Raw genomic sequence first — 18,395 nt, 5'->3', positions numbered from 1 at the left:
GACGGCCGTCATATCGGCTTGCCTGGAATAAAGGAACATGGGGGGGAGTCTTTTGTTCGGGAGTTACAGAACCGGATCGATGGGAGCGACTGAAAATGAGACAAGACATTGTGGCTGGCGCGAAGTTCCCCGACTACGTTCTTCCCGACCACACCAAGACACCACGGCGGCTGTCGGACCTGCAGGGCGACCAGCTGATGATCGTGATGCTGACGCGTGGGTTCTTCTGTCCGAAAGACCGGCAGCAAATGCTCGAACTGGTGCGGTTTCACTCGCAATTGGTCGTCGGCTACACACAGCTCGTCACGATCACCACGGATGATTGGCATACGACCAACAATTACCGCCAGCAGACCTCCGCGCCCTGGCCCTTTCTTTATGACGAGGAACGGCTCGTGCAGAAGGACCTGGACATCAAGGAATACACCGACACCACGCACGACGTGATGATCCCGCACACGATCGTGCTCGGGCGGGACCTCGAAGTCTTCAAGGTCTACAACGGTTACTATTACTGGGGCCGCCCCTCCACCGCCGAATTGCACGCAGAACTGCGCGAACTGGCGCAAAGGACCTATCGCGACTGGGACATCACCGAACCCGAGCTGCGGGAGAAATGGAAGAAAGGCGATAAATCCGACTTCTACCCCTATGGCGGGAATTCCATCTCCATGGACACACTCATGCTCCAGATGGCCGGCGCGGTCGACCAATATGCCGGTCGGGCAAAGAGAAGCTGAACGGAGGAAGCCAGCATCGCTCGCGGCGGTCTTCTCCCAGTCACGCTTTTTGTCCAGCCGCGCTTGGTAAACGAACCTTTTTCCGATCCGGGCCTGCTACTGGATTTCCGCTTCCGCAACAGGGCCATCCTTTTCTATCTCGGAGAGCTTTCGACGCTTTCGCTGCGCGAAATCCTGCGAATCTCGCACGTCTTCGTGACGCATATGCACATGGATCACTTCGGCGGTTTCGACAGCCTGAGCAGGCTGTCGCTTTACAGAGCAAGCCCGGAAGTCCACGGTCAAAATTTTATTGAGCAAACCAGTTGTTTAGAGGAAAGCCGATGGTACCGTTGGCTGGGATCGAACCAGCGACCTCCGGATCCACAATCCGAGTGCAACAATTGATACTATTGGTCTTTTCGCTTCCATGTTGCGTTTATGTCGCGATCAGCCGAGCAGCGCCTTTTCCGCCGCCGCCATCTGCTCGCCATCGTCACCTCTCGGAAACAGATGGCTGTAAACGTCCAGGGTCATGACGATCGATGAATGCCCTAGGCGTTCCTGCACAACCTTGGCAGACAGCCCAAGCCCACCCTGATCGGCGCTGTTAATGCACCACGAAGCATAAAAGTGCCGCAGCGCATGAAAGCCGCTGTACTTGGGCGCAAGGACCGGGGCGCCGTTCTCGTCCTTCTCTTTCGTCTCAACAGTGACGCCAGCGGAGATCTGGACAGGGTGCCAGCCACGGCGAACGATGTTCGGCAACTGCTCGACGTTGCCGCTGCCGTTGGGGAACACCAATCCCTCTTTGCCCTTCGGACACTTCAACTTCCATTCCTTCAAGGTGTTGATGACCAAGGGAGGCGCCGGCACGGTGCGTTCGCCAGAGATAGACTTGGGCTTACCTATCTCATTGTGCCTGTCTGCCCGCTGGTGGACCCTGATTTCCCGCTTGGTGAAATCGACATCACTCCAGCGCAGCCCGCGAAGCTCCGAGGCTCGCAAGCCGGTGAAAATGGCTGTCAGGATGACCGGCCTCCAGCGCCCTTCCAAAGCCCCTACAATGGCCTTGATCTCGTCGCGCGTCGGAATGTCCACGCCGACCTTAACCCGCCCCTTCTGGCGCTTCTCCTGCCGTCCCTTACCCTTACGCTTGCCGCGCATGTCGCGGACCACGTTGCGGGCTACGAGGCCACGCTCTTGCGCGTCTGCCAGCAATGAGCCGAGGCTCACCAATACCTTGCGCACCATCGCAGGCGAACGGCCATCCGCGATCAGCTTGTCTTCGAAGGCGCGCACCGTGGCGATACTCAACTCGTTAAGCTTGGTGCCTCCGAGGTACGGCGCAATATGGAGTTTAAGGTGCTGCCGGTACTGGTCGGTTGTGGTGCGCTCCAGGCCCGCGTTATCGGCTGCTGCTGTCCACAGATCGCCCGCCTTCTGTACCGTGGTGCTGGCGCCGTCCGCGACGTGGGTGCCCTCCATGATCTGCACCGTTGACGTGGCCTCAAACGCGTCGGCCTCTTTCTTGCGCTCGAACGTCTTCAGCCGGCGGGCGCCCTGCCCGTCCACATAGTCAACAACCCATGCCTCACGCTCGACACCCTTTGCCGTAGTCCACTTGCGCTTGCGTACCGACATCTTGAAACCCCACTTTGTAGCCGGTTGGATTAACCGGGACCATGTTGCAGTATGTCGCAAATAATCCGGACGTCAAGCGTTCGTTATCCACTGGCACCGAATGGGGAGGCTTGACAGTAGCAGGCACTCATGCGAAACAAAGAACGGAAAGCGTTCTTGGTTAGGATGACGACAGATGGAATATACCCTTTCGGATCTCACCGAGATCACTGGCGCCAAGCGTCGGACCCTCCAGCTTTGGGCAGAGGCAGGTGTCATCCTGACAGACGACGTGCACGGCGGCACCGGCACCTATCGCCGCTACTCCCGCCAGGAGGCCCTGATCGCCTGCCTGATGGTGCCCTTTCACCGCCTTCAGATGTCGATCGGTCAGCTTGCCCTAATCTCTAATGGCATCCGTGGCCAATTGAATGGTGAAGGTGACGGCAAGGTCTACTGGACGGACATCGAGGCCAGCATTGCTGGGGCCGCCAAGTGCTATCTCATCGTCAGCGCGTTTGACGGTGCCGATGCCGTACCGGTTTCCTTCTATGTGCCTCGCCCGAGCGCGAAGCCTGGAGCTCAGTATGCAGGCATCGGCGCAATGATGGCTATGCATGAATCTGAGCCGAGTTCGATCAGCTTGACGCTACTGGTCAACACCCACGTCAAAGCCTTGCGTTGAGTACGCGTTTTTTTGAGTCAACAAGAACGGAGAACGTCTTTGATGAATGATGACAAACCTAAGATCGACCTTGTTTGGGGCTGCGCTGAAATCGCCAAGGTGATCCAGCGCACGCCCCGTCAGACCTTTTACATGCTCGAAAGCGGATCTTTGCCCGCCCGCAAGGTTGGCAATCGCTGGGTGGCAGATCGGAGCAAGCTCCACGCCCTCTTTCTGGAGGACGTAGCATGAGTAATAGCGGCATCGATCATGAATTGTCCGCCGCCGCCGATGAAGCGGCTGTCTGGTTGAGCGTCAACTGGTGGAAGGCTGAACGTCCACTGACTCCATTCCTGCGCAAACGGTTCGGGCTCTCGGCTGTGGAAGCCGTCCACGCAATGCGGGAATCGGCACGGATTAGGGGACTAACCAATGAGAAACCCTGAAATGGAAACCGCTCCCGGACTGGCATCCGAGAGCGGTAATAGATACGAAAGCAGCAATTCTGCAAACCTATCAGAAGCCCGCCACGGTCGCAACTCGCCAACGCCGCAGGAAAGGTGGAATGCCGCCCATCCTCTTGAGATGTGGGCTCATGCTTCCCTGCGCTCTGCAATCAAGCGCGGCCTTATCGAGCGGAAGCCTTGTCAGGCTTGCGGCGCCCCGGAAACGCACGGCCACCACAGCGACTATCTCAGGCCGCTGGACGTGACCTGGCTTTGCCCACTGCACCACAAGCGGGAACATCGCCGCATGCGGTGCGAGGCTGTCGATGGCTGACAAAGGAAAGGCGCGCAAAAAGGGAAGCACAACGATCGGGGGCCAGTTTTCATGGCGGCTGATCGCCATGCAAAGCTCTCCTGCCTATCGCGTGCTTTCACAATCCGGACACAGGGTTCTAGATCGACTTGAGATTGAGCTGGCTTCGCATGGTGGCGACGACAACGGCAAGCTGCCAACCACCTTCGATCAATTTCAGGAATACGGCATCCACAGGCAGGCCATCGCCCCGGCAATTCGGGAAGTGGTCGCACTAGGCTTTGTGGAGATCACAGAACGCGGCCGGGCTGGCAATGCAGAGTGGAGACGCCCCAGTCTCTACCGGCTCACCTACAGGCCCTCCAGGCTGACAGAGCCGACCGACGACTGGCGCAGGATTGAAACACTTGAACAGGCCGAACTGCTGGCAAGAACAGCTAGGCTTGCAACAGATCACCAGTATCGGAAAGCGTACCAAGCCTTAGTACGGAAACCGGACCTCTCAGGCCCATTCCATAGTACGGATTCCACCACTACTAGCCATAGTACGGATTCCACCACTACCTCTATATCTCGGGGACAGAAGCCCTAGCTCTGCTCCGCATACCTCAGGCCCCGTCATAAGCAATTTAGCAACAAGCAGACGCCTGCCTGACCACTCCCAAAGCCTCAAAGCTCTTTTGTTCGGCGCGCTTATTGCCTCCGTAGCCATTGGGAGCCTTTGAGACATGCGGATTATTCATCCGACAGTCGTTTTGCAAATGCCTGATATTCAACGATAATTTGTGACATGTTGCGAGCATGTTGCGTCGATGATAGTCTGGCGCTACTGATTTGGAGACGCAAAATTGAGCGCAGATGCAGCAGAGATGGAAGGCGAGTCCAGCCCGAAGCCGGCCGGAAAGGTTCGGCTTAAGACACTGGACGATCTCGACCGTCGCACGACTGCTGCCCGCGTGGTGTTCGAACTGCGGGACAGCCTCGCTGCTGACCTTGGCGGCAAGCCCAACCTGAGCGTGATGAAGCTGGAGCTTATCGACAACGTGGCCTGCCTTGGCGCGATGCTGAAGGATGCCGCAGCCAACTACCTTGAAGGCGAGCCGATCGACATCAACGAGTTCATGGCTCTGACCAATGCGCAGCGCCGCCTCCTGGCTGATCTCGGGCTTGAGCGGCGGGCACTGAAGGACATTACGCCAAGCCTCAAGGACTATGCCGCCACCAAGTACGCTGGTGCCGCCTCGTGAGCTTGGCAAACATCACCATCGACACGGCATTGCGTGATCCGAACCTGCTCGGTGCTGCTCTCGGGCAATCGACCACATGGGACACATGGATTGCGATCCTGCGCGCTGCCTATGGCCTGGAGCTATCAACCGAGGAGCTTATCGCCTTCAATGCCGTTGCTGGTGGCAGGGAGCCGCCTTCCAAGCGCGTTCGTGAGCTTTGGTGCATCATCGGCCGCCGCTCGGGCAAGTCGCGCATTGCAGCCGCCCTGGCTGACTTCATTGCCGCTTTCCATGACCATTCGAACAAGCTTGCGCCGGGTGAAGTCGGAACCATCCTCGTGCTGGCCGCCTCACGTGTTCAGGCACAGGCCGTGTTCAACTACATCCGGGCTTTCTTCGAAGCCTCGCCCATCCTCTCGCAGCTTGTCGAGAGCGTGACCAACGATGAGATCAAGGTTGCCGGCAACATCGCCATCGCCGTCCACACCAACAATTACCGCACGGTTCGCGGTCGCACCCTGATTGCCTGCATCTTTGACGAAGTTGGCTTCTGGCGCGACGAATCCACCTCATTGCCCGATGTCGAGACCTACCGCGCCGTACTGCCTGCATTGGCAACGACTGGCGGGATGCTGATCGGCATATCGAGCCCATACGCGCAACGTGGCCTGCTCTATACCAAGCACAGGGATTGCTTCGGCAAGAACGATGCTCAGGTGCTTGTGGTGCAGGCGGGAACCAAGGTCTTCAACCCGACCATCGACACGGAAGTTATCGACCAGGCACACCGCGACGACCCGGAATCAGCCGCCGCCGAATGGGATGCAAAGTTCCGTGGCGACCTGTCCACCTTCGTTGATCGGGCCGTGGTGGAACGCTGCGTCGATATCGGGGTGAAGGAACGCCCGTATCTTCGGCAATACCGCTACGTGGCCTTCTGCGATCCGAGCGGCGGTGCGCACGACAGCATGACGCTCGGCATTGCCCACAGGGAAGGCGACAGGAGCGTTTTGGACTGCCTGCGGGAACAGAAGCCGCCCTTTGATCCGCACGACGTTGTGGGCGAGTTCTGCCGTGTCCTGAACACCTACAAAATCACCAGCGCCACCGGCGACAGATATGCCGGCGCCTGGGTGTCGGAAGCCTTCAAAAAGGAAGGCGTTCGCTACGTTGCAGCGGAGCGCACCCGCTCGGAAATCTATCTGGACGCCCTGCCGCAGCTCATGGGCGGGATCACCTCGCTTCTCGATAACACCCGCCTTGTCGGGCAGATTTCGCAGCTTGAGCGGCGCACGACGCGCACCGGGCGAGACAACATCGACCATATGTCAGGGGCCTCCGACGATCTCGCGAATGCGGCGCTCGGAGCCGTCATGCATGTGCCCTCCCTGAACCGTGCCGACGCCAACCACTACGGCGGCGGGAGCCGCGCGCCAGTCGTCAATCTGTCCCACGCCGGCATGAAGGCAAAAACAGGACGATACGGCCCTGTGCCCATGAAAGGACCATCGCGCAATGGCTGATATCGCAGCACGCAGGCAAGAGGCTGAAAGCCGCCTTACCGAACTGAAGCACATGCATGGAATCGCCTTGCTGGACGACAAGCCATTCGATCTGGAGGAGATCCTTGGCGTCGAACGTGAGCTTTCCGGGCTCACTGCCGCCGAGGGCGAGCAGATGCGCCGGCAGCGCATGGAAGCGGCGGCGGCAGGACAGGCCCGCATTGACGCCCTGAAGGAGAAGCTTGAGCGCCGCAACACGGAACGCCTTGAGGCTGTGGAGCGCGCTGAGAAGGCTGCCATAGACCTGCGCGAGGCCAGCAAGCAGTGGATTGCTGCCAATGGTGATTGCGCCGGCCTGGTCCGCGCCCTGAACCAGACAGGCGGTGCCGGCATCCTCGACCCTCATGAGACTGAGGTACGGCTCTCCCACATGCTGACATGCGCTCTGAAGCCTCTGTTCGGGCTGCGCCGCAAGCTCGGGATGATCGTTTTTCCGGATGCCTGGAGCCGTTTCGCCGGCAGTTGGAAGGAAGCCGAACAGTCCATCACCGAACACGAGATCCTGGCCGCCCTGAAAGGAGCCGACAGAAAATGAGCAAGACAGAACTTTCGACGGAAATTCCGGCCGCCCCGCGATCGGCGCCCGACATCGATCCTGCCCGTGTAACGCTCCAGTCCACCGGCTTTGTCTGGCGGGAATATCTGGTGCGTGTCCCCGCTGATTTCGTGGCCGACGACCTGAAGGAACCAACAGTTTGGCGGAAGCTCCAGAACGGCAGCAAGAATGCCCTTCGCAAGTTGGATCGCGTCACCATCGTCGCCTATGACGAAAGCTGGCTGGCGGAGGCGATTGTCGCGAGTGCTGACGGTAAGGGCGCCGTGCTCTGCAAGCCACGTCTTACGAGCTTGCCGGCCCGCTTCGACAAGCTTTTCGAGGACGACAAGTACCGCGTCGCCTGGAACGGCTTCGGCTACATCGTAGAGCGCAAGGCTGATGGCCACGCGATGACGCAGCCTACGGCGAACGCCGATCTGGCAACCCGCCTCCTGGCCCAGCTCTATCCGGCGAGGGTCGCATGAGCAACGAACTTACCACATCCGAGAATCCTGGCGCGGCTGGAGCAGGCTCTGCGACGGGTGAAGGCCTTACGACCGGTGCCGAACAGGCGGGCTTTGCCTCCTTGCCTGCCGGCGCCGGTCGTAAGGCTGAGATTCAGCACGTCATGCGCACTGACATCGATCGGTATTACGCCGATGGCATGGACCGTGAGTATGCGCAAATCCTACAATCGGAGCAGGCAACCATAAACCCGGATTCGGTTAATCCGACCCAGCCCATGGACGCAGAGCAGAGCCGGATTTCGCTGTGCAGTTCGGATGCCGGCCGCCGGCTGGTTTCGGATTGGGACGAGATGGGCGGTTTCCGTGCCCACCTCGTCAATGTGCAGCGCACCGCGTCCGACATCGTGCGCACGATCGGCGGGAATCGTGAGCAGCGCGTGTTCATGGAGCATTTCGACCGTGATGTACCCGAGACTGCCCGGATAGCCACCTACGCTGAAATAGCCGCGGGGCCTGCCTATGTCATGCCCGCCACCCCAAACGAGGTGAAATCGTTCGAGGCCACACCAGCCGGCAGCGTGCTGGTTGCGGAATGGGGCTCTGATGCCGCGCAGAACGTGGCGCAGCTCCGCGCCCGCGCCAAGCGCCTGACTGACGCCCTAGATGACGACGCCGCGCACGAATTCTGGTTCTGGCTGGACGAGCAGACACCAGCGACAGCCGCCGCGATCTTCCGCAAGATGGTGAGGTGAGCATGATCGCCTTCCACGGCTCTCCCTGTCTGTTCCAGCACTTCAACGCCGGCAAGATTGGTTCGCAATGGCGCTACGGCGGCTCCGAAGGCTTCGGCATCTATTTGACTGATGATCGTGATGTCGCCGCCAGGTACGCGCTGCCGGGTGCTGAGATGCACGTGGCTGTCCCGCAACCTTGGTACGGATGGCATCAAAACCCAAGACCGAACGGCAAAGAGGCCATGGAGGGAGTGGGCTATGTCTACGAAGTCGAGATCCCCGAGGGGCGATACATCGATAACGCTACGCTCAGCGCCGAGCAGCCGGAGCCCGCTCGATCAATTTTCGAGAAAGGCTTTTCGCTCCTGAGAGGAGGAGGCCCGATGAGGGGCTATTGGCTGCATGTCCTTGAAGGTGCCGGGGATAATCAGGTTGGGAAGCTTCTTCACTATTGCCGGAAAGCTGGCGGCCCGCTGGAGCCCATGCTTGCCGCCGCTGGCTATGCCGGCTGCAAAAAGCGGGTGAAGGTTTGGGACTGCAACGAGTTCGTGATATTTGATCCGAAGGCGCTCCACATCGTATCGGTGTCGGCTTTTCGGGATGGTGAGCTTTTCCCGATGCGCGCCCATGCGCCATTCCAGCACGCATGGCTGGAGGCGGCTCAATGACCTATTCGTTCTATGCGAACGGAATCTGCCTGTCACACCTCGTCGCTGATGGGAGCCTACTGGAGGCAGACCCGACACAGGACATTCAGCCTGGCCGCCTCGTTGCTGTGGTCCTGAAGAGGGACGGCCCGCTGAAAGGCTTTTCGAGTTCGCTGGCGACCAACGGGCTGCTTGGCGTCACCAAGATCTTTCTCGGGCTGACGGAAACCTCCGGCGGCGAGCCGGTGTACCTTCTTGGCCAACTTAACCCGCCCACAGTGGTGACAGTGCCAGGGCAGTTTCTGGAGGCTCTGCATCTCATCGTCAGCGGTCAGGTGCCCCCATGGATTTCGGACGAGATCAGCGACGATGACGATGCCGAACTGACAAGCACGCTCGACCTCCTGTCGCCCTTCCTTCGCGCGGGAGCCGTCAATCCTATCGGTCCAGATTGGAGACCGCCCCATGAATAGATTTCACGCTGGTCTGCTCGAAACCGCTGCTGGCCCGTCCATTGGCGCCTTGGCCGATCTTGGGAACCTTATGCTTAAAGCCCGCGACTCTGGTCTGAGCGAAGACGAGAAATTCAGGTTCTCGGAGCTGTTCAATTTTGCCACCCAGAACACCCCATACGTGAACCTGTATTGGGTGCGGCCGACCCTGGACTACCTCTTTCTGCACTCCATGCGGGAAGTGGCCTCGCCAGGTGCCTATCAGCGCCAGCAAAGGCAGCGCCGCAAGCAATACGGGCAACAGAGCATCCTGCCAAAGCCGCTAGACCCATTCGGGGGCTTCTGACCCCAAGCCGAATCCGCTCCTTCGGCAAGAGCGCAATGGAACGTCGGATGACGTCCCGTCCCTTAGATGGAGCCCTTTATGACTTCGATTCAGATTGATCTGAAAGACGGCCTCAGTAGCTCGACGGCAATCAAAGGACCGGTGAAGGTCGCGACAACCGGCAACATCACCCTGAGCGGTCAGCAGACGATTGATGGAGTTGCCGTGGTCACTGGCGACAGGGTACTGGTGAAGGACCAGACCGCCGCCTCGGAGAACGGCATCTGGATTGCTGACACCGGTCCCTGGCGCCGGTCGAAGGATTTCAACAAGACCCGCGACGTGGTGACGGGTACGCAAATCCTGATCACGTCCGGCGACCTGTACGCTTCGAGCGGCTGGTATCTTTCGACGTCTGATCCGATCTCTATCGGCTCAACCAATCTGGTGTTCACGCAAAACATCCTTCTGGATGCCGCACAGTTGATTGCCCTGGAGGCGTCGGCTGCGGCTGCGGCTGCGGCTGCGTCGGGTTCCTCGTCGGCTGCGGCGACATCGGCCGCTTCGGCTGCCGCTTCGGCTGCGTCGATCAATCTGCCGGCTGTCGTTGCTGACACCATGCTTGTGGCGAAGCCTGACGCCTCGGGCTATCTGCTCAAAGCAAAGGCCGATGTCCGCGATTTCCTCGACACGCCGGTCTACGTCGCCGATCGCACGGCGGCCAAGGCGCTCGATCCCGCCAAAGACAAGGCGTTCATCATCCATGCGGAAGGCGGCCGAAACGGATCTTTCGTCTATACACTGACGTCATCGCTCTCGACGGCGGAAGCGGCAGCGGCGACTGCCGACACGTCGGAAGGCATCTACTTCACCAACGGCCTTTACACAGCAGTCCGCCAGGGTGATTGGCATCAGGGCGCCGACGCCCGCCTGTTCGGTGCGCTCGGCGGCGGTGTCACCAATAACGACACCGTTCCGCTGCTTGCGGCGCCTGCCTTTGTCGGGCGCGGTGGCCGCACAATCGTCTGGCCGAAAGACAGCCACTATCTGAATGACGTCCTCGTCGTCCCTGAAGGCGGGTCGCTGGTCGGGCAGACAGGGCCGTGGAAAGGGTACGCCGGCAACCGTTTCGACTTCTACAATCAGGGTTCGACGATTGTGATGGGGCCAAGCGGCAAGATCAAGCTGTCGGCTGGTTCCACCGTGAAGGACTTGGTGATCATCAAAGAGGGTATCGTCAATACGGTGACGCAGGCGCAGGCGGCGGCTTGGACGGGGACGGCGATCCAGGGCGACACGGACAACTGGTCAGTTCTCGGGTGCTCTATCTTCGGGTTTCAGTACGGCATCAACAGCGCGGGCGGCCAGCGGATGTTGATCGACGGCGTGCAGGGCGACTGCTCGAACGGCATATACATTTCGGGCAATTTTGACGTGGGTCAGATCAATGGCTGTCATTTCTGGCCGTTCCTTTCTGCCTATTCAGAGCCCGGCACTCCTGTAACAGCCAATCGTCTGCGGGCCGGCAACGGCCTGACGCTGAAGGACGTAAGCGACTGGACGAAGGTCACGAACAACTTCTTCTACGGCTATATGAATGGCTATCTCATAGACAATGTTCAATCGGTGTCGATGGTCAACAACTCGGCCGACAGTTCCTTCAACGACATTCGGGCGGGGTCTGCTGGCGTGAGCGTCATCAACGGCACCAGCAATCTTCGCATCATAGGACAGCAGGCCGCCGCTCATGCCACAGGCATAAACATAGCCACGGGCGGTGCGACGAATTTCGTCCTTGTGGATGGCCCGAGCGTTTGGGCAAACAACACAGCCGGCATCGTTTGCGGATTGGGCGACGTTGCGGTAACGGGGGCTCGCGTCCGAAACAACACCTTGCACACCACGGCGGCGGGCATCAGGCTAACCGACGGAGCGGGGCTTTGCCGTTTGAGCGACATCACGTTCAACGACTACAGCGGCGCGAACAACATCGCTATCGACATCGCATCCAGTATTCAGCGCGGAAGCCTGACAATTCAGGACGAGACGATCCGCTTCATAAACTGCGGAACCTCGCCTATTCGAGGCGCCGGCTCTTTTGGCACCGAACCTTTGGCGAGCGCCGCTAACATCAGCCTTCCTGGCTACGGTGATTATTTTGTCATCACCGGGGTGACCAGCATCGGCAATTTCGTCAACAACTCATGGGAGGGGCGGCGCCTTGAGCTGCTATTTTCTGCGGCTTTGACACTCGTCCACAGCGGGAGTCTCATTCTTCAAGGCTCCGTCAACGCTGTTGTTACGACCAACACCGTGATGCGGTTTGTTCGCCGTGGCTCGGCCTGGATCGAAACCGGGCGATCAATAAAGTGATGGGGCCAAAGCCATGAAGTGTTTGGTCAAGCGAAGCCTGGCGCCTTCCCGCGTCAGGTGCGACGACAGCTTAACCCACCCGCTCCATTACCAGCGCAAACAGTCCGAAATAGGCGAGGCCGGCTGCAACACTCAGCCCCTCGCCACCGACGTCAAAGATGGCATCGCCGAACAGGTGCGCCAGTACAGCACCGACGAGGACGTAGGCCATGAGCGCAGCGAACTTTTGGCGGTCTGTCATCACTTCGGCCCCCACAGCTTCGCCCCCGCAAGGGCGTGCTTGAATTGTTAACCGAATGAGAGCATCGTTGCCAGCGGAGCTTGAGAACTCCCGCCGATGGCCTTTGCCGGGCCTAGGCAACCAGAGCGTTGGGCGAGGCGATCCTTGCCGGGATCAATATCGACCAACGAAACGACCGTGCTGATTTGCCGTCAGCGCGACCGGCACCACTATGCCGGGAAGGCGACGGCAATACAATACCCGAAAGGGAAAGGCCGTCGCGCATGGTCTCTGGCCATGTTCTCAACTTCCCGGCGCCAGTGCTGACCGCTGGCACCAGGCCTTGAGAAGCCTGTAATCCAGAGAAACCCAATGAACGCACATGTTAGGATATTGAAGCCCTACGGGATGCCGCAGGGAGTAGACCCGCGCACATGGCGGCAGGAAGTCGAGAAGCGCCTGAATGACCTCTTGGACCGCGCCATGAGCCTGATTACCGCACTGGACCTCATGGAAGCCGATTGCGATCTGGAGGACACGGCCGACGACGAGCCGTCGCTAGGCTGCCTCGATGATCTGGAGCAAGACAACTGCGACAACGAGGAGAACGGCGACGCCGAGCCTTGCCCTGATATCGCTGGCGAGCGTGTCATGTGGCCAGACGACATGGATTCGCAGGAAGTGCTGGTGTCGCTATGACCGGCCCGAGCGACAACCTGAACGACCTTGAGGGCGACATCTGCAATCTCTCGACGCTCTTGGAGACCATTTTTGATGTCGCGGTCGAGAGCGAAGACGCTAAGGTCCAGCAGCTTTTATGGATCGCCCGTGATCAGGCAAAGCGATTGACCGAGACAGCGGCGGCCTGCCACCACAAGCTCATGAGCGAGCGCAAAGCAGCCGCCTAATCAATTGCTATTTCGGACACTTGAAGCCCGCTGCCTCACGGTGGCGGGCTTTTTTCATGTCGCGGACATGTCGCATGGATTTGCGGAGGGCTGTTGGAAACCCTTGGAAATCAACGGGAGCCAGTTGCAACATGACGCGACACGAAAGCGCTGGAGCGGCAAAGTTTGCCACTCCGTAAGAGACTGATTTCATTGATGGAAATGATGGTACCGTTGGCTGGGATCGAACCAGCGACCTCCGGATCCACAATCCGGCGCTCTAACCAGCTGAGCTACAACGGCACGTCTGCCTGAGCGGGATCGGCGGAACATAGTCCCCTCGAGCGCTCTGTCGTTCGGCGATGCGTCCTTACGGGCTTATGGATTTTAATTCAAGGCTTTTGCAAAGCAAAGGTCACTTGCCCACATGGAAGCGGACCTGCGGACAAGAAAAAGGCCGGCGGGAGGAGGTGCCGGCCTTTTCCTGTTACGAGCCAGCGGGAGGAGGTGCTGGCTGGTCACCCCGGAGGCGGAGGGAGGAGGTTCCGCCGACCGGGTATTCGTTGATGGCTGCCATCATACACACGATCATTTCGAAGAAAATGCGACCTTTTGTTACATCTTCTGATCATGCGCAAATATTAGGCGGCCTTGATGTCCTTCATCGCCTTCTCGAAAACGGTCTTGATCGGCTTGGAGACATCCTCGGCCGCCTTGGAGGCGACGGTCTGGAACTCCTTGGCCTGCTCGACGGTCATTTCGACGCGCTTGCGCAGGAACGCGGTCTGCAGCTCCACGACTTCCGACAGCGATTTGGCGCCGATCAGCGCCTCGAGATGCGAAAAGCCCGCTTCGGCATTGGCGCGCAGTGCGGCAACGGTCTTGAGCGACAGGTCGCTGGAAACGGTCTTGGCGGACTCGTATGTGGATTCCAGGGCCTTCTGGGTCTCCTCGGCGCCAGTCTTGAGCTTGGCGTAAGCCTCCTTCGACTGCTCGACGCCCTTCTCGGCGAAAGCGCGGATCTGGTCGGTGGCCTTGGAAGCGTCAAAGCTCGGGAATTCAACGTTTTCGATGGTCTCGGCAGTCTTGGTCCTGGACATTTTCCATCCTTTTCAGCGGTAGCGGCTTTGACGGAAAGCCGTCTCGTTCATGTATGATGGCAATATAAAGGCAATTTTTGTGCATTGCAATATCTTTGTTGCACTGCACCATAGATTCCGTTTCGGCCGTTAACCAAGAGCCGAAATTCAGGCCTATGCACGTTCTGGCTTGTGGACCTTCGCGCCGCCGGCTTTTATTAACAAAGCGTTAACTGCAAAAATGCCCGCTGCATGAGGATTTCGCCAGCGCATGCCGTCCGAATATTCCTTTCTCGACGTCGCCGTGCTCGACGCGGTCCGCCAGCGCTTCGCCGCCGGCGACGCGATCGCGATCCTGTCGGCGAATCTGGAGCAGGTGATCTGGGCCAATGGACCGGGTGCCGCGGTGTTCGGCTATCCCGACATCGAAAGCATCATCGGCGCCGAGGCACGGCTGCCGCTGATCGCCCGCCGCCAGATCATGGCAACTAGTGGATTTCCCGACATCGGCAGCGACCGAAGCATCACGGTCAGGCTGGCGACCGGCATGACCAGCCGCGCCATCGGCTTCCTTGCAAGCGCTGTGACGCTGCCCGACGGCGAGAACGCCATCATGCTGGCGGTGCCGGCGGCCCAGACCGGCTCGCGCAGTGCGGCCGAAATCGCCGGCAGGGCCATCAGCGGCTTCACGGAAGATGGCCATTTCATCGCCTTCATCGACGCCAGCGGCAATGTCGAAGCGGCATCGGAGAGCTTTTCGCAGCTCGGCATCGAGCCCGCGACGCTGGCCGCGCTGGTGGCCGACGTCGCGAATGAGAGCGACCGCATCGTCAAGCGCCTGGTTCCGGGCGGCGGCACATCCTATCCGGCGGGCCTCGCCCGACTGACGCCTGAGCGACATTTGCTGGTGGTGATCGACGAAAACAGGCTCGACGACCGTGCGCTGGCGGAGGGGACTCCAGCGGCCGAGCGTTCGGAAGGACGTAACCGCTCACAGGCCGTCGCCAAGGATATCTCGGAACCGAAGGCACAAGCCGCTGCCGAAGCGGCCGTGCAGGAACCGGCGGCGGCAGAACCCGGACAACCGGCGGCAAACGGTACGCGGGCACAGCACGACCATTGGTATTTCAATGCCGGCGAGGACGGGAGGCATGCGCGCGGCCCAGCCGCGCCGGACGCCGAAGCTGCACTTTCGCCGGCTGCCGCCGAAGGTCCAGCCGAGGACGCGAAGCACGATGCCCAGGCTCCAGTTGTTCCGGCAGCCCCGGCCGCCAGGACCGTGGACCGCACGGCGGCGCCGCTGCGTTTCGTCTGGCGAACCGACGCCGAGGGCAGGTTCAGCGCGCTGTCGCCGGAATTCGCCGACGTCGTCGGCAAACCGGCCGCGGACGTCATCGGCAGGCGCTTCAGGGACGTCGCGGCGGCCTTCGGGCTGGATGCGTCCGGCGAGATCGCCGGTCTCCTGGAGCGGCGCGACACCTGGTCCGGCCGTTCCGTGTTGTGGCCGGTCGTCGGCACGGACCTGAAGATCCCCGTCGACCTAGCGGCCCTGCCCGTCTATGGCCGCAGCCGTGCCTTCGAGGGTTTCCGCGGTTTCGGCGTCGCCCGCGCCGGCGACGCCGTTGTCGATCCTGAAGCGATCGGCATGGCGCTGGTGCCCAACAGCGAGGCACCCCCGGCACCGGAACCGGTCGAACCCGCACCCGAGGAACCGAAGACCGAGGAGTTGAAGCCATCGGACCCGTTCCGGGGCGAGGTGCCGGCGCTGACCATCGTGCCGAAGCCTGAACGCCGCTTTGCCGACAAGGTGATCCGTCTGGCCGAACATCGCCAGCCGGCTAACGACAAGGGTCTGTCGACCCTGGAACGCAGCGCCTTCCGCGAGATCGGCGAGCGGCTGAAGAAGGAAAGCAGCCCGGCCGAGCCGGAGGCCGAAAGACCGGGTCCGGACGATGCCGGGCAACCGGAGGCGGCAACGCCGGCGGGGCCGTCCGAGAAACCAGCGGACGCCCGCAAAAACCTTGCGCCAAAGGGCGAAGCCGCACCGGCTGAGCCGTCCGAAACCGATGTCGATGCCGAGGATGCAGAGGATCTCGCCCGGCTTGATGGCGAACGGCCGGACAAAACGGCTGACGAGGAGCCCGCCGACACGGTGGCCGGAGTGACGGGTTCGCTGCTCGACTATGCCGAGCGGAGCGAGGAACCAGCGCCGATCGCCGACAACAATGACGAGACCCCGGCTTCCGAACCGGCGGCGGCGCGGACGGAACGGGAGAGCGAAGAGCCCGTCGCGGCGGCAGGCGAACCGGCCGTCGCCGGCACCAACGATGACATTGCCGACGACGAGAGCATGACATCGGCCGATTTTCGCGATGCCGAGGACAGTGAGGACTGGGTCGGGGACGAGGAAGCGTCCGCGTCCGATGAGCAGGCCGCGACCGCCGAGGGGGCCGCCGGCACCAGCGACGCGGTGGAGGCTCCGGTCGAGCGGCCACGCCTCAAAGTGCCTCCGCTCAAGCTCGAAGGGTTCGTGCCGTCGGCCTTTGCGGTCGGAGACGAGAGCAAGGCTCCCGACACCTCGCTCCTGAGCAAGCTGCCCGTGCCGCTGCTCATCCATTCCGGGGATGAACTTCATTACGCCAACGAGGAGTTTCTCGTCCTGACAGGCTATGAGACGCTCGATGAACTGGCGGACGCCGGCGGACTGGGCGCGCTGTTTGCCGATCCCTATGGCCATGACGGCGCCGCCGAGGGCGCGGACCGGGCGTTGCGGCTGAAGACGCATGGCGGGCAGGAATTTCCAATCGAGGCTATCCTGCGTTCGGTTCCGTGGCGCGACGGCAAGGCGCTGATGCTGGTGGTGCGCCGTTCGGGCGAGGATGAGGCACCGGCGGCACTGCATGCGGCCGGCGACGAGCAGACGCAGCCCGATATTTCCGAGCTCAAGGCGCGCATCGCCGAGATGCGCACCATCATCGATACCGCCACCGACGGCGTCGTGCTGATCGGCCGTGACGGCGCGATTCGTTCCATAAGCCGTCCAGCCGAGGCGCTGTTCGGCTTCGACAGCGACGACGTGACCGGCAAGCCGTTCGCCTCGCTGTTCGCCATCGAAAGCCAGCGCGCGGCGCGCGATTATCTCGACGGCCTGTCCGAGCCCGGCGTGGCGAGCGTCCTGAACGACGGCCGCGAAGTCATCGGCCGCGAGGCGCAGGGCCGCTTCATTCCGCTGTTCATGACCATCGGCCGGCTGCCCAACGACAGCGGGTTTTGCGCGGTGGTGCGCGACATCACGCAGTGGAAGAGGGCCGAGGAGGACCTGACCCAGGCGCGTGCGGTGGCCGAGCGCGCCTCCTCGCAGAAGACGGATTTCCTCGCCCGCATCAGCCACGAGATCCGCACGCCGCTCAATGCCATCATCGGCTTTTCCGAACTGATGGTGGACGAGAAATTCGGGCCGGTGGCCAATGACCGCTACCGCGATTACCTGCGCGATATCAACCGATCGGGCAATCATGTGCTCGATCTCGTCAACGACCTTCTCGATATCTCCAAGATCGAGGCCGGCCAGCAGGAAATGGCCTATGAAGCGGTGTCGCTCAACGACACACTGGCCGAGACGGTGGCGATGATGCAGCCGCAGGCCAACCGCGAGCGCGTCATCATTCGCTCCAGCTTCGCGTCGCGACTGCCGGAAGTGGTGGCGGACCTGCGCAGCGTGCGCCAGATTGCCCTCAACATCCTGTCGAACGCCATCCGTTATACCCAGGCCGGCGGCCAGGTGATCGTCTCGACCGCCTATGAGACCTCGGGCGATGTCGTCATGCGCGTGCGCGACACCGGCATCGGTATGAGCCAAGCCGAGATCGAGCAGGCGTTGAAGCCGTTCAAACAGATCAATGCATTGAAACGGGGGCGCGGCGACGGCACCGGTCTCGGCCTGCCGTTGACCAAGGCGATGGTTGAAGCGAACCGCGCCCGTTTTATCATCACCTCGACGCCCGGCGAAGGAACCCTGGTCGAGATCGCGTTCCCGTCGACGCGCGTGCTTGCGGAATAGGCAAGCTCCCGTCCATCCAGCCGCCTGGAAAAGAAAAGGCGCCCAACAGGACGCCTTGAA

General features: G+C 60.9%; 20 protein-coding genes, 2 tRNA genes and 1 pseudogene. 17 read left to right on the top strand and 6 right to left on the bottom strand.

Annotated features, from left to right (window positions below):
- Window positions 1-95: 95 nt before the first annotated feature.
- Window positions 96-740: a redoxin domain-containing protein gene (locus FJ953_RS26905; RefSeq protein WP_140498517.1), complete on the top strand. Its 645-nt coding sequence runs from the start codon at window positions 96-98 to the stop codon at window positions 738-740.
- Between the two features lie 63 nt (window positions 741-803).
- Window positions 804-974: pseudogene (locus FJ953_RS31215) on the top strand (MBL fold metallo-hydrolase); the annotation flags it as partial.
- A gap of 90 nt (window positions 975-1,064) precedes the next feature.
- On the opposite strand, the gene FJ953_RS26895 reads toward FJ953_RS31215, so the two are convergent.
- A tRNA-Ser gene (locus FJ953_RS26895) sits at window positions 1,065-1,137 on the bottom strand.
- Window positions 1,138-1,169: 32 nt separating this feature from the next.
- Window positions 1,170-2,363 carry a site-specific integrase gene (locus FJ953_RS26890; protein WP_140625437.1) on the bottom strand — a complete coding sequence of 398 codons (1,194 nt, stop codon included), beginning with the start codon at window positions 2,361-2,363 and terminating at the stop codon, window positions 1,170-1,172.
- Window positions 2,364-2,538: 175 nt separating this feature from the next.
- Here FJ953_RS26890 and FJ953_RS26885 point away from each other — a divergent pair, with 175 nt between their 5' ends.
- Genes FJ953_RS26885 through FJ953_RS26875 form a run of 3 tightly spaced genes read left to right on the top strand, consistent with a single transcriptional unit; the run spans window position 2,539 to window position 3,452 of the window.
- Window positions 2,539-3,027 (top strand): MerR family transcriptional regulator, encoded by a 489-nt coding sequence (locus tag FJ953_RS26885; RefSeq protein WP_140625436.1) that lies wholly within the window; start codon window positions 2,539-2,541, stop codon window positions 3,025-3,027.
- Between the two features lie 42 nt (window positions 3,028-3,069).
- Window positions 3,070-3,258 (top strand): DNA-binding protein, encoded by a 189-nt coding sequence (locus FJ953_RS26880; RefSeq protein ID WP_140625435.1) that lies wholly within the window; start codon window positions 3,070-3,072, stop codon window positions 3,256-3,258.
- Window positions 3,255-3,452 carry a hypothetical protein gene (locus FJ953_RS26875; protein WP_140625434.1) on the top strand — a complete coding sequence of 66 codons (198 nt, stop codon included), beginning with the start codon at window positions 3,255-3,257 and terminating at the stop codon, window positions 3,450-3,452. The genes FJ953_RS26880 and FJ953_RS26875 overlap by 4 nt, the downstream gene beginning before the upstream one ends.
- A gap of 70 nt (window positions 3,453-3,522) precedes the next feature.
- On the opposite strand, the gene FJ953_RS26870 is transcribed toward FJ953_RS26875, so the two are convergent.
- A complete protein-coding gene (locus FJ953_RS26870; protein ID WP_140625433.1) occupies window positions 3,523-3,855 on the bottom strand; it encodes a hypothetical protein in 333 nt (110 codons plus the stop codon).
- 758 nt (window positions 3,856-4,613) lie between these two features.
- Here FJ953_RS26870 and FJ953_RS26865 point away from each other — a divergent pair.
- The 9 genes from FJ953_RS26865 (at window position 4,614) to FJ953_RS26825 (ending at window position 12,089) form a co-directional block, all read left to right on the top strand.
- Window positions 4,614-5,012 (top strand): hypothetical protein, encoded by a 399-nt coding sequence (locus FJ953_RS26865; RefSeq protein WP_140625432.1) that lies wholly within the window; start codon window positions 4,614-4,616, stop codon window positions 5,010-5,012.
- A gap of 2 nt (window positions 5,013-5,014) precedes the next feature.
- Window positions 5,015-6,517, top strand: a complete 1,503-nt coding sequence (locus tag FJ953_RS26860; protein WP_246674912.1) for a terminase large subunit — start codon at window positions 5,015-5,017, stop codon at window positions 6,515-6,517.
- A gap of 67 nt (window positions 6,518-6,584) precedes the next feature.
- The gene (locus FJ953_RS26855) at window positions 6,585-7,091 is read left to right on the top strand and encodes a hypothetical protein (protein ID WP_140625431.1); all 507 of its coding nucleotides are present in this window, start codon (window positions 6,585-6,587) and stop codon (window positions 7,089-7,091) included.
- Window positions 7,088-7,576, top strand: a complete 489-nt coding sequence (locus tag FJ953_RS26850; protein WP_140625430.1) for a hypothetical protein — start codon at window positions 7,088-7,090, stop codon at window positions 7,574-7,576. The genes FJ953_RS26855 and FJ953_RS26850 overlap by 4 nt, the downstream gene beginning before the upstream one ends.
- Window positions 7,573-8,310, top strand: coding sequence for a hypothetical protein (locus tag FJ953_RS26845; RefSeq protein WP_140625429.1), 738 nt, complete (start codon window positions 7,573-7,575; stop codon window positions 8,308-8,310). The genes FJ953_RS26850 and FJ953_RS26845 overlap by 4 nt, the downstream gene beginning before the upstream one ends.
- A gap of 2 nt (window positions 8,311-8,312) precedes the next feature.
- On the top strand, window positions 8,313-8,960 hold the full coding sequence (locus FJ953_RS26840; protein WP_140625428.1) for a hypothetical protein: 648 nt from the start codon (window positions 8,313-8,315) through the stop codon (window positions 8,958-8,960).
- The gene (locus tag FJ953_RS26835; RefSeq protein WP_246674911.1) at window positions 8,957-9,412 is read left to right on the top strand and encodes a hypothetical protein; all 456 of its coding nucleotides are present in this window, start codon (window positions 8,957-8,959) and stop codon (window positions 9,410-9,412) included. The genes FJ953_RS26840 and FJ953_RS26835 overlap by 4 nt, the downstream gene beginning before the upstream one ends.
- Window positions 9,405-9,737 carry a hypothetical protein gene (locus tag FJ953_RS26830; protein ID WP_140625426.1) on the top strand — a complete coding sequence of 111 codons (333 nt, stop codon included), beginning with the start codon at window positions 9,405-9,407 and terminating at the stop codon, window positions 9,735-9,737. Before FJ953_RS26835 ends, FJ953_RS26830 begins: the two co-directional genes overlap by 8 nt.
- 78 nt (window positions 9,738-9,815) lie before the next feature.
- Window positions 9,816-12,089 (top strand): hypothetical protein, encoded by a 2,274-nt coding sequence (locus FJ953_RS26825; protein WP_140625425.1) that lies wholly within the window; start codon window positions 9,816-9,818, stop codon window positions 12,087-12,089.
- Between the two features lie 70 nt (window positions 12,090-12,159).
- Here FJ953_RS26825 and FJ953_RS30630 read toward each other — a convergent pair whose 3' ends face one another.
- A complete protein-coding gene (locus tag FJ953_RS30630; RefSeq protein WP_181175046.1) occupies window positions 12,160-12,330 on the bottom strand; it encodes a hypothetical protein in 171 nt (56 codons plus the stop codon).
- 351 nt (window positions 12,331-12,681) lie between these two features.
- On the opposite strand from FJ953_RS30630, the gene FJ953_RS26820 reads away from it, so the two are divergent.
- Together FJ953_RS26820 and FJ953_RS26815 are read left to right on the top strand one after the other, a co-directional pair.
- Entirely contained in the window at window positions 12,682-13,008 is a 327-nt protein-coding gene (locus FJ953_RS26820) for a hypothetical protein (protein ID WP_140625424.1), read from the top strand.
- Window positions 13,005-13,217, top strand: a complete 213-nt coding sequence (locus FJ953_RS26815) for a hypothetical protein (protein WP_140625423.1) — start codon at window positions 13,005-13,007, stop codon at window positions 13,215-13,217. The genes FJ953_RS26820 and FJ953_RS26815 overlap by 4 nt, the downstream gene beginning before the upstream one ends.
- Before the next feature lie 205 nt (window positions 13,218-13,422).
- Here the strand turns inward: FJ953_RS26815 and FJ953_RS26810 are convergent.
- Window positions 13,423-13,499 (bottom strand) — tRNA-His (locus FJ953_RS26810).
- Between the two features lie 338 nt (window positions 13,500-13,837).
- A complete protein-coding gene (locus tag FJ953_RS26805) occupies window positions 13,838-14,296 on the bottom strand; it encodes a phasin (protein ID WP_140498518.1) in 459 nt (152 codons plus the stop codon).
- 250 nt (window positions 14,297-14,546) lie between these two features.
- Here FJ953_RS26805 and FJ953_RS26800 point away from each other — a divergent pair, with 250 nt between their 5' ends.
- The gene (locus FJ953_RS26800; protein ID WP_140625422.1) at window positions 14,547-18,335 is read left to right on the top strand and encodes a PAS domain S-box protein; all 3,789 of its coding nucleotides are present in this window, start codon (window positions 14,547-14,549) and stop codon (window positions 18,333-18,335) included.
- The last annotated feature ends 60 nt before the right edge of the window (window positions 18,336-18,395 follow it).

The organism is Mesorhizobium sp. B2-3-6 (genome assembly GCF_006442305.1).
Classification (GTDB): domain Bacteria; phylum Pseudomonadota; class Alphaproteobacteria; order Rhizobiales; family Rhizobiaceae; genus Mesorhizobium.
This window is presented reverse-complemented; position numbering and strand designations above follow the sequence as displayed.

Bases quoted from the DNA above. Each gene is read 5' to 3' on its own strand.
- FJ953_RS26880 (WP_140625435.1), top strand. From the start codon at position 3,070: ATGAATGATGACAAACCTAAGATCGACCTTGTTTGGGGCTGCGCTGAA.
- FJ953_RS26815 (WP_140625423.1), top strand. From the start codon at position 13,005: ATGACCGGCCCGAGCGACAACCTGAACGACCTTGAGGGCGACATCTGC.
- FJ953_RS26800 (WP_140625422.1), top strand. From the start codon at position 14,547: ATGCCGTCCGAATATTCCTTTCTCGACGTCGCCGTGCTCGACGCGGTC.
- FJ953_RS26820 (WP_140625424.1), top strand. From the start codon at position 12,682: ATGAACGCACATGTTAGGATATTGAAGCCCTACGGGATGCCGCAGGGA.
- FJ953_RS30630 (WP_181175046.1), bottom strand. From the start codon at position 12,330: ATGACAGACCGCCAAAAGTTCGCTGCGCTCATGGCCTACGTCCTCGTC.
- FJ953_RS26835 (WP_246674911.1), top strand. From the start codon at position 8,957: ATGACCTATTCGTTCTATGCGAACGGAATCTGCCTGTCACACCTCGTC.
- FJ953_RS26890 (WP_140625437.1), bottom strand. From the start codon at position 2,363: ATGTCGGTACGCAAGCGCAAGTGGACTACGGCAAAGGGTGTCGAGCGT.
- FJ953_RS26870 (WP_140625433.1), bottom strand. From the start codon at position 3,855: ATGGCGATCAGCCGCCATGAAAACTGGCCCCCGATCGTTGTGCTTCCC.
- FJ953_RS26875 (WP_140625434.1), top strand. From the start codon at position 3,255: ATGAGTAATAGCGGCATCGATCATGAATTGTCCGCCGCCGCCGATGAA.
- FJ953_RS26805 (WP_140498518.1), bottom strand. From the start codon at position 14,296: ATGTCCAGGACCAAGACTGCCGAGACCATCGAAAACGTTGAATTCCCG.
- FJ953_RS26905 (WP_140498517.1), top strand. From the start codon at position 96: ATGAGACAAGACATTGTGGCTGGCGCGAAGTTCCCCGACTACGTTCTT.
- FJ953_RS26885 (WP_140625436.1), top strand. From the start codon at position 2,539: ATGGAATATACCCTTTCGGATCTCACCGAGATCACTGGCGCCAAGCGT.
- FJ953_RS26850 (WP_140625430.1), top strand. From the start codon at position 7,088: ATGAGCAAGACAGAACTTTCGACGGAAATTCCGGCCGCCCCGCGATCG.
- FJ953_RS26840 (WP_140625428.1), top strand. From the start codon at position 8,313: ATGATCGCCTTCCACGGCTCTCCCTGTCTGTTCCAGCACTTCAACGCC.
- FJ953_RS26830 (WP_140625426.1), top strand. From the start codon at position 9,405: ATGAATAGATTTCACGCTGGTCTGCTCGAAACCGCTGCTGGCCCGTCC.
- FJ953_RS26845 (WP_140625429.1), top strand. From the start codon at position 7,573: ATGAGCAACGAACTTACCACATCCGAGAATCCTGGCGCGGCTGGAGCA.
- FJ953_RS26825 (WP_140625425.1), top strand. From the start codon at position 9,816: ATGACTTCGATTCAGATTGATCTGAAAGACGGCCTCAGTAGCTCGACG.